The 13,508-nt window shown below is 67.0% G+C and carries 13 protein-coding genes and 2 tRNA genes; 9 read left to right on the top strand and 6 right to left on the bottom strand.

Annotation, left to right across the window (positions count from 1 at the left end; genetic code table 11):
• Positions 1-127 precede the first annotated feature (127 nt).
• Positions 128-2,002: an MFS transporter gene (locus QSJ95_RS22520; RefSeq protein WP_064583922.1), complete on the top strand. Its 1,875-nt coding sequence runs from the start codon at positions 128-130 to the stop codon at positions 2,000-2,002.
• A 49-nt stretch (positions 2,003-2,051) separates the two neighbouring features.
• Here QSJ95_RS22520 and QSJ95_RS22515 read toward each other — a convergent pair whose 3' ends face one another.
• The 4 genes from QSJ95_RS22515 to rdgC all read right to left on the bottom strand — a co-directional run bounded on the left by QSJ95_RS22515 (position 2,052) and on the right by rdgC (position 4,837).
• Positions 2,052-2,261 (bottom strand): cold-shock protein, encoded by a 210-nt coding sequence (locus QSJ95_RS22515; RefSeq protein ID WP_009620558.1) that lies wholly within the window; start codon positions 2,259-2,261, stop codon positions 2,052-2,054.
• Between the two features lie 191 nt (positions 2,262-2,452).
• Positions 2,453-2,767 (bottom strand): quaternary ammonium compound efflux SMR transporter SugE, encoded by a 315-nt coding sequence (gene sugE, locus QSJ95_RS22510; RefSeq protein ID WP_009620556.1) that lies wholly within the window; start codon positions 2,765-2,767, stop codon positions 2,453-2,455.
• A gap of 142 nt (positions 2,768-2,909) precedes the next feature.
• The gene (locus QSJ95_RS22505; protein WP_064583921.1) at positions 2,910-3,854 is read right to left on the bottom strand and encodes a bile acid:sodium symporter family protein; all 945 of its coding nucleotides are present in this window, start codon (positions 3,852-3,854) and stop codon (positions 2,910-2,912) included.
• Between the two features lie 62 nt (positions 3,855-3,916).
• Complete coding sequence (gene rdgC, locus QSJ95_RS22500; RefSeq protein WP_009620552.1) at positions 3,917-4,837, bottom strand: recombination-associated protein RdgC; 921 nt, start codon at positions 4,835-4,837, stop codon at positions 3,917-3,919.
• 178 nt (positions 4,838-5,015) lie between these two features.
• On the opposite strand from rdgC, the gene QSJ95_RS22495 reads away from it, so the two are divergent.
• The 7 genes from QSJ95_RS22495 to QSJ95_RS22465 all read left to right on the top strand — a co-directional run bounded on the left by QSJ95_RS22495 (position 5,016) and on the right by QSJ95_RS22465 (position 8,273).
• Positions 5,016-5,091: transfer RNA gene (locus QSJ95_RS22495), tRNA-Val, on the top strand.
• Between the two features lie 15 nt (positions 5,092-5,106).
• Positions 5,107-5,183 (top strand) — tRNA-Asp (locus QSJ95_RS22490).
• Positions 5,184-5,414: 231 nt separating this feature from the next.
• Positions 5,415-6,152, top strand: a complete 738-nt coding sequence (bamJ, locus tag QSJ95_RS22485) for a BamJ family beta-barrel-assembly machinery protein (protein WP_285645406.1) — start codon at positions 5,415-5,417, stop codon at positions 6,150-6,152.
• Between the two features lie 368 nt (positions 6,153-6,520).
• Complete coding sequence (locus QSJ95_RS22480; RefSeq protein ID WP_009620548.1) at positions 6,521-6,946, top strand: YkvA family protein; 426 nt, start codon at positions 6,521-6,523, stop codon at positions 6,944-6,946.
• Between the two features lie 171 nt (positions 6,947-7,117).
• Positions 7,118-7,435 (top strand): helix-turn-helix domain-containing protein, encoded by a 318-nt coding sequence (locus QSJ95_RS22475; protein ID WP_043271074.1) that lies wholly within the window; start codon positions 7,118-7,120, stop codon positions 7,433-7,435.
• Complete coding sequence (locus QSJ95_RS22470; RefSeq protein WP_009620544.1) at positions 7,432-7,797, top strand: hypothetical protein; 366 nt, start codon at positions 7,432-7,434, stop codon at positions 7,795-7,797. Before QSJ95_RS22475 ends, QSJ95_RS22470 begins: the two co-directional genes overlap by 4 nt.
• Entirely contained in the window at positions 7,794-8,273 is a 480-nt protein-coding gene (locus QSJ95_RS22465; protein ID WP_285645401.1) for a sel1 repeat family protein, read from the top strand. The genes QSJ95_RS22470 and QSJ95_RS22465 overlap by 4 nt, the downstream gene beginning before the upstream one ends.
• Positions 8,274-8,280: 7 nt before the next feature.
• On the opposite strand, the gene QSJ95_RS22460 is transcribed toward QSJ95_RS22465, so the two are convergent.
• Both QSJ95_RS22460 and QSJ95_RS22455 read right to left on the bottom strand, forming a co-directional pair.
• A complete protein-coding gene (locus QSJ95_RS22460) occupies positions 8,281-10,029 on the bottom strand; it encodes a GGDEF domain-containing protein (RefSeq protein WP_043271070.1) in 1,749 nt (582 codons plus the stop codon).
• Positions 10,030-10,126: 97 nt separating this feature from the next.
• Positions 10,127-12,208: a carboxy terminal-processing peptidase gene (locus QSJ95_RS22455; protein WP_009620538.1), complete on the bottom strand. Its 2,082-nt coding sequence runs from the start codon at positions 12,206-12,208 to the stop codon at positions 10,127-10,129.
• A 152-nt stretch (positions 12,209-12,360) separates the two neighbouring features.
• On the opposite strand from QSJ95_RS22455, the gene QSJ95_RS22450 reads away from it, so the two are divergent.
• A complete protein-coding gene (locus QSJ95_RS22450) occupies positions 12,361-13,323 on the top strand; it encodes an NAD(P)H-quinone oxidoreductase (RefSeq protein ID WP_285645400.1) in 963 nt (320 codons plus the stop codon).
• The last annotated feature ends 185 nt before the right edge of the window (positions 13,324-13,508 follow it).

The raw sequence follows: 13,508 nt of genomic DNA, 5'->3' as shown, positions 1-13,508 counted from the left end.
GAGGCAATTCGGAATTTTTGCCTGCGGATGTGGCCAGAGGCATCGCAGTTGCAGTCAAATCTGCGACGGACGCCGCGGCGTCCTCCCGGCCCGCTTTCGGGGTCGCCTGACCAGGTACACACGGACGATGAGCCAACACTCGCAATTCGCCCTGCTGGGCTCCCGGCGCTTTTTGCCGTTCTTCATCACCCAGCTGCTCGGCGCCTTCAACGACAACATCTTCAAGCAGTCGCTGATCCTGGCGATCCTCTACCACCTGAGCGTCGGCGGTGACCGCAACCTGCTGGTCAACCTCTGCGCCCTGCTGTTCATCCTGCCGTTCTTCCTGTTCTCCGCCCTGGGCGGGCAGTTCGGCGAGAAGTTCAACAAGGACGCGCTGATGCGCGCCCTGAAGCTGGCCGAGGTGGTCATCATGCTGGTGGGCGCCGCGGGCTTCCTGCTCGGCAGCCTGCCGCTGCTGTTCCTCGCGCTGTTCGCCATGGGCACCCACTCGGCGCTGTTCGGCCCGGTGAAGTACTCGATCCTGCCGCAGCACCTGCGCGACGACGAACTGGTCGGCGGCAACGCCCTGGTGGAGATGGGCACCTTCCTGGCCATCCTCGCCGGCACCATCGGCGCCGGCGTGCTCATGTCGCGCCAGGCCTACGCTCCGGCGGTGGGCATCGCCGTGGTGCTGGTGGCCGCTTGCGGCTACCTGGCCAGCCGCGGCATTCCCCGCGCCGCCGCCGCGCTGCCGCAGCTGCAGCTGGACTGGAACATCTTCAAGCAGTCCTGGGCCATCCTGCGCCTGGGCCTCGGCCAGCGCCCGGCGGTGTCGCGCTCGCTGGTGGGCAACTCCTGGTTCTGGTTCCTCGGCGCCGTCTACCTGACGCAGATCCCGACCTACGCCAAGGAGCTGCTGCACGGCGACGAGAGCGTGGTGACGCTGATCCTCACCGTGTTCTCGGTGGGCATCGCCCTGGGCTCGATGCTTTGCGAGAAGCTCTCGGGCAAGAAGGTGGAGATCGGCTTGGTGCCCTTCGGCTCCATTGGCCTGAGCCTGTTCGGCATCCTGCTGTGGTGGCACAGCGGCGGCTTCCCCGTCGGCGCCGCGCCGTTCACCTGGCTGGAAGTGCTGGAGCACCCGCAGAGCTGGGCGGTGCTCGGCGACATCCTCGGCATCGGCGTCTTCGGCGGCTTCTACATAGTGCCGCTGTACGCCCTGATCCAGGCGCGCACCGAGGAGGACAAGCGGGCCCGGGTGATCGCCGCGAACAACATCCTCAACGCGCTGTTCATGGTGGTCGCCGCCGTCGTCTCGATCCTGCTGCTGTCGGTGGCCAAGCTGAGCATCCCGCAGCTGTTCCTGGTGCTGTCGCTGATGAACGTCGCGGTGAACGTGTACATCTTCAAGATCGTGCCCGAGTTCACCATGCGCTTCCTGGTCTGGCTGCTCAGCCACTCCATGTACCGCGTCGACCACCAGAACCTAGAGGCCATCCCCGACGAGGGCCCGGTGGTGCTGGTGTGCAACCACGTGTCCTTCGTCGATGCGCTGCTCATCGCCGGCTCCATCCGCCGCCCGGTGCGCTTCGTGATGTACTACAAGATCTTCCGCCTGCCGGTGCTCAACTTCATCTTCCGCACCGCCGGTGCCGTGCCCATCGCCGCGCGCCACGAGGACGAGCGCATCTACGAGGAGGCCTTCCGCCGCGTGGCGCAGTACCTGAAGGACGGCGAGGTGGTGTGCATCTTCCCCGAGGGCAAGCTGACCGCCGACGGCGAGATGAACGAGTTCCGCGGCGGGGTGGAGCGGATCATCGAGGAAACCCCGGTGCCGGTGATCCCCATGGCGCTGCAGGGCCTGTGGGGCAGCTTCTTCAGCCGCGACCCGGACAAGGGCTTCTTCCGCCGCTTCTGGTCGCGCGTGCGCCTGGTGGCGGGGCAGCCGCTGCCGCCGCAGGAGGCTGGGCGCCAGTACTTGCAGGCGCAGGTGGCTGGCCTGCGCGGCAACGCCCGCTGAAACGAAAAAGCCCCGGCAGAGCCGGGGCTTTTTCACAGGGGCGCGAGGTTCAGATAACCTGAACTTCGTCCGCCTGCAGGCCTTTCTGGCCTTCTACAACGATGAAGGAGACCTTCTGGCCTTCCTGCAGCGACTTGAAGCCATTGCCCTGGATGGAACGGAAGTGAACGAACAGGTCGCCACCGTTTTCCTGGGTGATGAAGCCAAAGCCCTTGGCATCGTTGAACCATTTGACGGTGCCGGTCTGACGATTCGACATGGAGTTACACCTTGAACGTTGTGGTTTGCTGCACGGCGTTACCGCCGCCTGTTCTGAGTTGCAAGGTGTGGGCCGGGCCGAACGAAGAGCGTCGCCGCCTTCAGGTCATCAGCCGTGACGATCCTGGCAAGCACAGTTGCCGCAGCATACCGGGACTTTTCCGGGAAAGCGACAGGACGGACGTGCCGATTTCAATGGCTTAACTTCAGCCCGACCAGGCCGCAGAGGATCAGCGCGATGCTGAGCAGGCGCAGCGGGGCGACGGATTCGCCGAACAGCAGGATGCCGAGGGTCACCGTGCCCAGCGCGCCGATGCCGGTCCAGATGGCGTAGGCGGTGCCCAGCGGCAGGTGTTTCATGGCCAGGCCCAGCAGGCCGATGCTGGCGGCCATGGCCAGCGCGGTCAGCACGCTGGGCCACAGGCGGGTGAAACCTTCGGTGTATTTCAGACCGACGGCCCAGGCCACTTCGAACAGGCCGGCGAGGAAAAGGATGAACCAGGACATGGGGACCTCCGAGGGTAGTCGATGGCAGGGCCGTCCCCGTCGGTGCACCAGGCGGTGGTGAGGTCGTCCTCACGATGTGCAGTATTTTGCACAATCTGGCCCGGACGGCAACCTGTGCAGGCGCCGCCCGAGCCAGCAGGCTTCAGGAGGATTGTTCGGGCTTGTCCGTCAGGCGGCGGAACCAGCTCGACAGGGTGGCCCCGGAGATGTTGTGCCAGACGCTGAACAACGCGCTGGGTACCGCCGCCAGCGGCGAGAAGTGCGCGCTGGCCAGGGCCGCGCCAAGCCCGGAGTTCTGCATGCCGACTTCCAGGGCCAGCGACTTGCGCTGCGCCAGGGGCAGGCCGAAGACGCGCCCGGCGAGGTAGCCGAGGAGGAAGCCGAAGCCGTTGTGCAGGATCACCACGGCCATGATCAGTAGGCCGGACTCGGCGATCTTCGCCTGGCTGGCCGCCACCACCGCCGCGACTATCACCACGATGCACACCACCGAGACCAGCGGCAGCACTTCCACCACCTTGCCCACCCGCGCGCCGAACAGGCGCTGGGCGACCACGCCGAGGGCGATGGGCAGCAGCACCACCTGCAGGATCGACCAGAACAGCTCGGCGAAGGACACCGGCAGCCAGGCCGAGGCCAGCAGCCAGATCAGCGCCGGCGTCAGCAGCGGGGCGAGCAGGGTGGTCACCGCGGCGATGGCCACCGACAGCGCCAGGTCGCCGCGGGCGAGCCAGGTCATGACGTTGGAGGCGGTGCCGCTGGGGCAGCAGCCGACCAGGATCACGCCCACGGCGATCTCCGGCGGCAGCTGCAGCAGCTGGCACAGCAGCCAGGCCACGCCGGGCATGATGACGAAGTGGGCGACCACGCCCAGGCACACGCGCCAGGGGTGCCGCGCTACTTCGGCGAAGTCTTCCAGCTTCAGCGTCAGGCCCATGCCGAACATGACGATGCCGAGCATCGGCACTATCGCCGGCGCCAGCGGGCGGAACCACTGCGGCGCGAGGAAGGCCAGCACGGCGAACAGCAGTACCCAGAGGGCGAAGGTGTTGCCGACGAAGCGGCTCAGCAAGGCGATGGCGCGCATGGACGGTGATCCTTGTCGTTATTGTCGGGCCGGCGCCATATAGGGCGCCGGCCGGGATGGGCTTAAATGCCCTGTGGGATTTCCTCGCCACCGAGCGCTTCGAACAGCGCCGGCAGGAACTGGCCGAAGGTCAGCATCATCAGGATGAAGCTGGCGTCGAGCTGGCCGAGGGCGTCGTCGCCGCCGTCCTTCTCGGCCTGCTCCTGCAGCAGTTCCTCGAAACGCAGGCGCTTGATCGCCAGCTTGTCGTCGAGCACGAAGCTGAGCTTGTCCGACCAGGCCAGCGCCAGCTGGGTGACCAGCTTGCCGGAGGACAGGTGCAGCTGGATCTCGTCGCTGGTCAGGTCCTGGCGCTTGCAGCGCACCACGCCGCCGTCCTCGTGGGTGTCGCGCAGTTCGCACTCGTCGAGCACGAAGAAGTCGCCGGCGGCCTCCTGGGTCTTCACCCAGTCGGTGAGGGTGGCGCTGGGCGCGACCTTGACGCTGAGCGGGCGCACCGGCAGCGAGCCGAGGGCCTCGCGCAGGGTGGAGAGCAGGTCCTCGGCCTTCTTCGCGCTGGCGGTATCGACCAGGATCAGGCCCAGCTCCGGGGCGATCGCAGCGAAGGTCGAGGAGCGGCGGATGAAGGCGCGCGGCAGCAGGCTCTGGACGATCTCGTCCTTGAGCTGGTCGCGTTCCTTCTTGTAGACCTTGCGCATCTGCGCGGTCTCGATCTCGTCCACCTTGTCCTTCAGCGCGTCGCGCACCACGCTGCCGGGGAGGATGCGTTCCTCCTTGCGCGCGCTGATCAGGTAGAAGCCTTGGCTGACGTGGGCCAGGGGCGCGTCGGGGCCCTTGCCGAAGGGCGCGGTGAAGCCGTAGGTGGTCAGTTCCTGGCTGGCGCAGGGGCGCGCCGGCTTGCTGGCCAGGGCTTTCTCGAGGGCATCGGCATCGATCTGCAGATCCTGGGTGAGGCGGTAGACGAGCAGGTTACGGAACCACATGAGGGTCAAACTCCCGGACACAAAGGACTGCATTATTCCCACAGCGGCGGTCCAGGCCAAGCCCATGGCGTTTCGCCGGCGTTTTCCTAAGCCTTTGGAACGGCAGAAAAAATTTTTCACGCGGGGGCTTGCCAGGGTGCGAATGCCTCCGTAGAATGCGCCCCACTTCGAGAGTGAAGGGTGATTAGCTCAGCTGGGAGAGCATCTGCCTTACAAGCAGAGGGTCGGCGGTTCGATCCCGTCATCACCCACCAAACTCGAGGTCCGACGCAGCGGTAGTTCAGTCGGTTAGAATACCGGCCTGTCACGCCGGGGGTCGCGGGTTCGAGTCCCGTCCGCTGCGCCATATTCCAAGCCCTCAGGCAGAAATGCCTGGGGGCTTTGTCTTTTCCGGCTCCGGAAAAGGCCCGCGTGCGACGCCGTTCGCAACGCCTATCCCGTTAATTTTTCTATAAGTTTGCCGTGGGAACTTATCCCCCGGCAGTGGTTCCTATTGCCCATAGCCATTGGCCGCGGCGCCCTGATAAGCTCGCGGTTTCATCGAAATGCCAGCATGGCAATCAGACAAGGAATCAGCATGAAACAACATCGGTTGGCGGCAGCGATCGCACTGGTCGGCCTGGTTCTCGCGGGCTGCGATCAGCAGGCTGCCAATGTGGAGCTCAAGACGTCGGCGCAGAAGGCCTCCTACGGCATCGGCCTGAACATGGGCAAGAGCCTGGCCCAGGAAGGCATGAACGATCTGGACTCCAAGGCCGTCGCCCAGGGCATCGAAGATGCCATCGGCAAGAAGCCGCAGCGCGTCACCGATGAAGAGCTGACCCAGGCGTTCACCGACCTGCAGAAGCGTTCCGAGGAGCGCATGGCCAAGCTGAGCGAGGAAACCCTCAAGGCCGGCAAGAAGTTCCTCGAGGACAACGGCAAGCGCGAAGGCGTGGTCACCACCAAGTCCGGCCTGCAGTACGAAGTGGTGAAGAAGGCCGACGGCCCGCAGCCCAAGGCCACCGACGTGGTCACCGTGCACTACGAGGGCAAGCTGACCGACGGCACCGTGTTCGACAGCTCCATCCAGCGCGGCAGCCCCATCGACCTGCCGGTCAACGGCGTGATCCCGGGCTGGGTCGAAGCCCTGCAGCTGATGCACGTGGGCGAGAAGATCAAGCTGTTCATCCCCAGCGAACTGGCCTACGGCTCGCAGAGCCCGAGCCCGACCATCCCGGCCAACTCGGTGCTGGTGTTCGACCTGGAACTGCTGGGCATCAAGGATGCCAACCAGGCCGGCGCCGAGCAGCCGCAAGCCCCGGCGCAGAACTGAGTACATTCGTACCAAGAGGACGCCCCGCCCGTGCGGGGCGTTCCTGTTTCTGCAGGAAGATGGCGCTGCTCCGCGGCTGACCAGTCGGTCGGAAAGGGCGTAGTCTGGTGCGGGATGTTACCCTTATGCACATATATGTCGCAGCCGTGGTTACGGCCGGTGCTTGACAGCGAAGGGTGATATCGAATAGCCGCAACTGTATGATTTTTATAAGGTTTCCCGAGCTGAACAAAAAATCGCCGATCTGTCTGTAGGCCGCTGGCGACGGGCTTTCCGGCGTGGAGACCGGATACTTTCAACAGAGTTATCCACAGGAAAGGTGGATAACCCAAACGTCCCCCGGCGACACCGCCGGAACGAGGTGCCCGATGAAGAAACCCGCCGGTTTCGACCGTTATCTGGCCCTGGCCGAACGCTTTCTCGCCCGGGGCCGGGTACCGGCGCTGTTGTTCGCCGTGGCGCGCAAGAGCGCGCGCCTGAAGCTGGTCAAGGCCGACCTGCGCCTGCTGCAGGAACTCGCCCTGGCCACCGTGCGCGGGCAGTATCGCCAGCTCAACCCCAGGGCGCTGCTGGCGGTGGTGGCGGCGCTGCTGTATTTCCTCTCGCCGCTGGACATGATTCCCGACTGGCTGCCCGGCGTGGGCCTGCTGGACGACCTGGCGGTGCTGGCCTGGGTGGTGCGCCACTGGCAGGCCGAGCTGGATGCCTTCAAGCTCTGGCGCGACGCGCAGAGCCGCGAGACGCGCCAGTCCCTGGCGCTGCTGCCGGGGCCGGAGCGGCCGGCGCGCGGCTGAGTTGCCGTCCACGCGAACCGTGCGCGGCGTTGCGATGCCGTGCGCGATGATGCGCCCGATGAGGCCGAGCGGCGTTTCATGGGCGATACTGTGAAGGGTCGGAATGCCGGGCAGGCGCCAGTGGTTGCCGTCATTGCCCGTTGAAATGCCGGCATGCAAGGAGTGTTGTCGATGAATGTGCAAGTGATCACACGAGACGGCGAAGCGGAGTACGCCGTGCTTCCCTGGGCCGACTACCAGGCGCTGCTGGCCGCTGCCGGCGCCCGCGCCGCCCCGCCAGCGGCAGCCGTCGTCACGGCGGCGGCGCCGACCGCCTCCTGGCGCGAACTGCGCGAGGCGCGTGGCCTGTCCCTGGAGAGCGTGGCCCGCGAGGTGGGGATCAGCCCGTCCTACCTGGGGATGATCGAAAGCGGCGAGCGCGAGGTCAGCGAAGCCATCGAGCACGGCCTGCGTCGCGCACTGGGAGCGAAGTCGGAGTCGGCATCTTGAGCGTGCATATCAGCCGCAAGCACTGGCAGGGCTTGCTGGACGAGCTGGAAGACGCGCGCCGCCAGCGCCACCTGTTGACCTACCGGGCACTGATCGAGCGCCTGCAACTGCCGACCCCGGCGATGACCACCCTGACCGCGGCCCTGGAACACCTGGCGCAGCTCGATGCCCGCGCCGGCCGGCCGCTGCGTAGTTCGCTGGTGATCAGCCAGGGCGCCAGCCGCCTGCCGCGCACCGGGTTCTTCGAGTGCGTGGAGCGCCTGGGGCGCTTCTCCGGCGCTTCTGACGGCCCGGCGGCGGCGGGCTGGCATGCCGCCGAGGTGGTGCGGGTGTTCGAATTCGACTATCCGGAAGAGCCGTGAGCCGCGAGTTCGTCTGGCGCCTGCGCGCCCGCCTGTCCTACGCCATGGCGCGACGTCTGATGGGCTGGCCCTGGCTGGTCCGCCAGCCGCGCGCCTGGCAGTGGATGCAGGGGCAGTTCTCGCGCATGGCCAACCTCGGCGACGTGGCTGCGCAGAGCTTCTACGGCCACCTGCTGCTGTTCCGTGGCCAGGGCTTCGGCGCCCGCGAGGAGGGCCTGCGCTTGCTCGCCCTGGCGGCCGCCGGCGGTGATGCCAAGGCTGCCTACCAACTGGGCGTGCAGGCCCTGCAGGGCAGCGCGCAGCGGCAGCCGGACGGTGCCGCTGCGGCGCGTCATTGGGCCCAGGCCGCCGAGGCCGGTCATCCGCTGGCCGCGCGGCGCCTGGCCGAGCTCTATCGCGACGGGGCCGAAGGCCTCGCCGCCGATGCCGAGCAAGCCGAACGCTATCAGGCCCTGGCGGCGCAACTGGGGCTTTGAGCGCCGCCTATTCCAGGGTGATGACGTGTCGGCTGTAGCCGGGGATTTCCTTGGCGTGGCGCTTGGCCTCGGAGGCGATGCTCGCCAGCTGCGCCGCGTCCAGGCGCTCGCCGGCGCCGGGCTTGAGGTGCACCACGCCGATCGATAGCGACAGCAGCGGGAACTCCTGGCGTTGGCCGCGGCGGTTGTAGGCGACGAAGCAGCCGGCCTGCAGGTGCTCCTGGTTGTAGAAGCGCCGGCACTGGCCCTGGAAGTCCTCCAGCAACTGGTTGAGGCGGTTGCGCCAGTCCCCGGAGGTGAACACCAGCATGAAGTCGTCGCCGCCGATGTGGCCGACGAAGTCGCAGCCGGGGTCCACCCGGTCGCTCAGGCATTGCGCCAGGCACAGCAGCACTTCGTCGCCGCGGGCGTAGCCGTAGAGGTCGTTGAAGGGCTTGAAGCTGTCGATGTCGACGTAGCACACCGCCGCCTCGCGTTCCTGCTGCAGCAGGCGCCCCAGGCACTGCTGGATGGGCACGTTGCCCGGCAGCAGGGTCAGCGGGTTGGCGTAGCGCGCCTGGCGGATCTTCAGTTCGGTGATCAGCTTGAGCACGTCGATCACCCGGCCCAGGCCGAGGTAGCGGCCGCCCTGGGTGATGATGAAGTCTTCCTCGATGCGCTGCCGCGCGCGGCTGGTGAGCAGGCGGCTGACTTGCTGCAGCGACTGGCTGCGCTCCACCGCGAGGAAGTCCTCGCTCATCAGCCGGCTGATCGGCTTGCGTGCGTACAGTTCGGTGCCGAAGGGCTTGAGCAGGGCATCGGAGAGCGCATGGCGGTGGACGATGCCCACCGGCTGCTGGTGCTCGTCGAGCACCGCCAGGGCGTTCAGGTTGGCCTGGGCGCGGAATGCTTCCAGCACTTCGGCGATCGGCGTGTCGCGGCTCACCGCCGGCTGTTCCAGCAACAGCGGGCGCAGGTCGGCCTGTTCCTCGCCGTGCAGGGCGTCCGTGCGGTCGAGGTCCGGCAGCAGCCCGCGGACCTCGCGCACCGGCTGCTCCTGCGGGCGGCCGATCAGGTAGCCCTGGACCAGGTCGACGCCCATCTCCGAGAGCACCGCCAGTTCCTCCGGCAATTCGATCCCCTCGGCTATCACCTGGGCACGGGAGGCGTGGGCCATCTTCAGGATGGAGCCGACGAACTCGCGCTTGACGCCGTCCTGGTGGATGCCGTCGATGAAGTGGCGGTCGATCTTCACGTAGTCCGGGCGCAGCTCAGACCACAGGCGCAGGCTGGAGTAGCCGGCGCCGAGGTCGTCCAGGGCGATGCAGAAGCCCATGGCGCGGTAGTGGTGCAGCGCGGTGTCGAGCAGGCCGAAGTCCTCGATGGGCGCCTGCTCGGTCAGCTCGATGACCACGTCGCCCGGTGCTATGCCGAGGGTCTGCAGCAACTGCAGGGTGCGTCCGGGCTGGTGGCTGGGGTCCAGCAGCGACTCGGGGGCGACGTTGAGGAACAGCTTGCCGCCCAGCCCCAGCTCATGGAAGCGCTGGCAGGCGCGGCGCCGGCAGAGCACGTCCAGCTCGCTCAGGCGGCCGGCGTGGCGCGCGGTGCTGAACAGCGTGAGAGGGGAGTGCAGAGGGCTGTTGGAGGGGCCGCGGGTGAGGGCCTCGTAGCCCACCAGGCGCCGCTCGGAGAGCGACACTATGGGTTGGAACAGACAATGCAGGTCGCCGTGAGCGATGATCTGGGCCAGCGCGCTCAACTGCTCGGTGACGGTCATGACGGTTCTCTGTGGGGTGAAAAGACGAAGGGCCGGTCTCCCGGCCCTTGCGCATTTCACTACTGAGTCATGACTGTTTCGTGACGACTCCGCGCTTTCAGTGCTTGGCCAGCGCCGAGCTGAGCGTCAGGTAGTCCAGCAGGATGTGCCCGGACTCGGTGAGGTAGGCGTCGTCCTGCGGCTTGGTCTTGTCGTCGTCCGGCAGGGCGTTGTCGTCTTCCTGCTTGAGTTCCTTCAGCGGCTCCTGGCCCTTGGATTTGCGCAGGGCGTTCTCCATGGCCAACTGGCGGCCCTCGATGCTGCTCTGCTGGGCGCGGCGCTTGGCCTCGTTCAGGCTGACGGTCTTCTCCTTCATCAGTTCCTGGGCCAGGGCCAGGCGCTGGCGGGCGTAGACGAAGTCGGCATTGTTCGCGGTGCGCGCGTCGTGCTGGGTCTTCAGCTGGTCGAGGAACGGCTTGAAGGGGTCGCTCTGCGCCGACAGCACCGGGCGGATGGTGTCCCAGGGCATGGAGTCGGGCAGGGCGCTCTCGCCGATTTCCTTGTCGTCGACGATGGACGGGTAGGCGATGTCCGGGATCACGCCCTGGTGCTGGGTGCTCTGCCCGGAGACGCGGTAGAACTTGGCCAGGGTCAGCTTCAGCTCGCCGTGGTTGAGCGGCTGGATGGTCTGCACGGTGCCCTTGCCGAAGGTCTGGCCGCCGACGATGAGCGCGCGGTGGTAGTCCTGCATTGCGCCGGCGAAGATTTCCGAGGCCGAGGCGGACAGGCGGTTGACCAGCACGGTCATCGGCCCGGTGTAGAAGGCCTTGCCCTCGTCATCGTTGAGCACGTCGACGCGGCCGTCGCTGTTGCGCACCAGCACGGTCGGGCCCTGGTCGATGAACAGGCCGGTCAGCTCGGTGGCTTCCTGCAGGGAGCCGCCGCCGTTGTTGCGCAGGTCGATGACGATGCCGTCGACCTTGTCCTTCTGCAGCTCGCCGATGAGCTTCTTCACGTCGCGCGTGGTGCTCTTGTAGTTCGGGTCGCCCGCGCGGTAGGCCTTGAAGTCCAGGTAGAAGGCCGGCACGTCGATCACGCCGAGCTTGTAGCTGCGGCCGTCGTGGTCGAGGGTGATTTCCGACTTCTTCGCCGCCTGGTCTTCGAGCTTCACCGCCTCGCGGGTGATGGTGACGATCTTGCTGGTCTGGTCGTTCGGCGCGTTGCTCGCCGGGATGACTTCCAGGCGCACCTGCGAGCCCTTCGGCCCGCGGATCAGCTTGACCACCTCGTCCAGGCGCCAGCCGACCACGTCGACCATCTCGCCCTTGCCCTGGGCGACGCCGATGATCTTGTCCGAGGTGGCGATCTGCTTGCTCTTCTCCGCCGGGCCCGCCGGCACCAGGCGCACGACCTTGACGTAGTCGTTGTCGCTCTGCAGCACCGCGCCGATGCCCTCCAGGGAGAGACTCATGTTGATGTCGAAGTTTTCCGCGCTGTCCGGCGACAGGTACTGGGTGTGCGGGTCGTAGGTCTGCGCGAAGGCGTTGATATAGGCCTGGAAGATGTCTTCGCTGCGCGTCTGCTCCAGGCGCATCAGCTGGTTCTTGTAGCGCTTGGTCAGCTGTTCCTGGATGGCCTTGTCGTCCTTGCCGGCGATCTTCAGGCGCAGCACCTCGTCCTTGACCTTCTTGCGCCAGAGGTCGTCGAGCTCGGCGCCGTTCTTGGCCCAGGGCGCGTTCTCGCGGTCGATGGTCAGGCTCTCGTCGACCTTGAAGTCGATCTTGTCGACGCCCTTGCCGAGCATCGCCAGGGCGAAGTCCAGGCGTTCCTTGAGGCGGTCCAGGTGACGCTTGTAGATGGTGAAGCCGGGGTCCAGCTCGCCGCTCTTGAGGAAGTCGTCGAACTGGGTGCGCCAGGGCGCGAACTGGGCGATGTCGCCGGCGGTGAAGTACATCCGCGACGGGTCCAGGGCCTTGATGTAGGCGTCGTAGATCTTCGCCGAACGGTCGTCGTTGAGCGGCGGCTTGCTGTAGTGATGGCGCTTGAGCAGCTCGACGATGTTGAGGCTGGCGATCACCTGGTCACGGTCCGGCTGCAGGCCGTCCCAGGAGTTCTGGCCGGCGGAGGGCGCGGCGAACGAGGACAGGGCGCTGGCGCCGAGGACCAACAGCAGGGCGGTGCGGGGCAGAAATCGCTTCATGCTTAATCGACTGGGTGCGGAGTTATGACGCATATTAGGCCGTATCTGGCGTCGCCGGGTTCCAAGCTTGTCGAGATTGGGCTCTGGCGCGACGAGCGAAGAGAAAGGCCCGACCGACGTGGTGCGGGCCGTGCAAGCACTATGGAGGTAGCGTGAACGCATTGCAAGGTATCGAAGGGCGGGCGGAGTGGGCCGAGCGCGCCGCGCCGACCTGCGGGGCTGGGCAGGTGCGCATCCGCGTGGCCGCGGCCGGGCTCAACCGCGCCGACCTGCTGCAGCGCGCCGGGCTCTACCCGCCGCCGCCGGGGGCCAGCGACGTGCTCGGCCTGGAATGCGCCGGGGTGATCAGCGAAGTGGGCGCCGGCGCCACCTGGCAGGTGGGCGACCGCGTCTGCGCGCTGCTGGCCGGCGGCGGCATGGCCGAGGAAGTGGTGGCCGACGCCCGCCACGTGCTGCCGGTGCCCACCGGCCTGTCGCTGGCCGAGGCGGCGGGATTGCCGGAGGTGTACGCCACGGCCTGGCTCAACCTGTTCCAGTTGGCGGGCCTGCAGCCGGGCGAGAAGGTCCTGTTGCACGCTGGCGCCAGCGGCGTGGGTTCGGCTGCCATCCAGTTGTGCAAGGCCTTCGGCAGCCCCTGCTGGGTCAGCGTCGGCTCCGCCGACCGGCTGGCCTACTGCGAGGCCCTTGGCGCCGAGGGCGGCGTGCTGCGCGGCGAGGGGCTGGAATCGCTGCGCGATTTCGCGCCCTTCGACGTGATCCTCGACCCGGTGGGCGCCAACTACGCGGCGCTCAACCTGCAGGTGCTGCGCCAGGACGGCCGCTGGGTGGTCATCGGCCTGATGGGCGGGCGCAAGGCCGAGCTGGACCTGGCGCTGCTGCTGGGCAAGCGCATCCAGCTGACCGGCTCGACGCTGCGCAGCCGCGACGCCGACTTCAAGGCGCAACTGATCGCCGAGCTGGGCACCCGCGTCTGGCCGCTGTTCGCCAGCGGCCAACTGCAGCCGCGGCTGGAACGCCAGTTCGCCGCCAAGGATGCCGAGCAGGCCTTCGAGGCCCTGGCCAGCAACCAGGTGCAGGGCAAGGTGGTGCTGCTGATCGACGAGAGCCTGGCCTGACGGGCGGTTCCGCACGGTGTTTGCCCTGAATCTGTAGGCGCAACTGTCTTGCCGGCTGCGCCGAGGCGCTCTTCGTAGGATGGGTTGAGCCTTGGCGAAACCCATGTGGCCATCGGTGATGGGTATCGCTTCGCTCAACACCATCCTACGCGGCGTCGTGTTTGCCGGTGGGTAGCGGGCCCTGC

The organism is Pseudomonas sp. NBRC 100443, from assembly GCF_030268185.1.
Taxonomy (GTDB): Bacteria; Pseudomonadota; Gammaproteobacteria; order Pseudomonadales; family Pseudomonadaceae; genus Pseudomonas; species Pseudomonas citronellolis.
This window is presented reverse-complemented; position numbering and strand designations above follow the sequence as displayed.

What these genes read in the sequence shown, in the direction of transcription:
- QSJ95_RS22520 (WP_064583922.1), top strand. Translation starts at nt 128, where the DNA reads ATGAGCCAACACTCGCAATTCGCCCTGCTGGGCTCCCGGCGCTTTTTG.
- QSJ95_RS22515 (WP_009620558.1), bottom strand. Translation starts at nt 2,261, where the DNA reads ATGTCGAATCGTCAGACCGGCACCGTCAAATGGTTCAACGATGCCAAG.
- sugE (WP_009620556.1), bottom strand. Translation starts at nt 2,767, where the DNA reads ATGTCCTGGTTCATCCTTTTCCTCGCCGGCCTGTTCGAAGTGGCCTGG.
- QSJ95_RS22505 (WP_064583921.1), bottom strand. Translation starts at nt 3,854, where the DNA reads ATGCGCGCCATCGCCTTGCTGAGCCGCTTCGTCGGCAACACCTTCGCC.
- rdgC (WP_009620552.1), bottom strand. Translation starts at nt 4,837, where the DNA reads ATGTGGTTCCGTAACCTGCTCGTCTACCGCCTCACCCAGGATCTGCAG.
- bamJ (WP_285645406.1), top strand. Translation starts at nt 5,415, where the DNA reads ATGAAACAACATCGGTTGGCGGCAGCGATCGCACTGGTCGGCCTGGTT.
- QSJ95_RS22480 (WP_009620548.1), top strand. Translation starts at nt 6,521, where the DNA reads ATGAAGAAACCCGCCGGTTTCGACCGTTATCTGGCCCTGGCCGAACGC.
- QSJ95_RS22475 (WP_043271074.1), top strand. Translation starts at nt 7,118, where the DNA reads ATGAATGTGCAAGTGATCACACGAGACGGCGAAGCGGAGTACGCCGTG.
- QSJ95_RS22460 (WP_043271070.1), bottom strand. Translation starts at nt 10,029, where the DNA reads ATGACCGTCACCGAGCAGTTGAGCGCGCTGGCCCAGATCATCGCTCAC.
- QSJ95_RS22455 (WP_009620538.1), bottom strand. Translation starts at nt 12,208, where the DNA reads ATGAAGCGATTTCTGCCCCGCACCGCCCTGCTGTTGGTCCTCGGCGCC.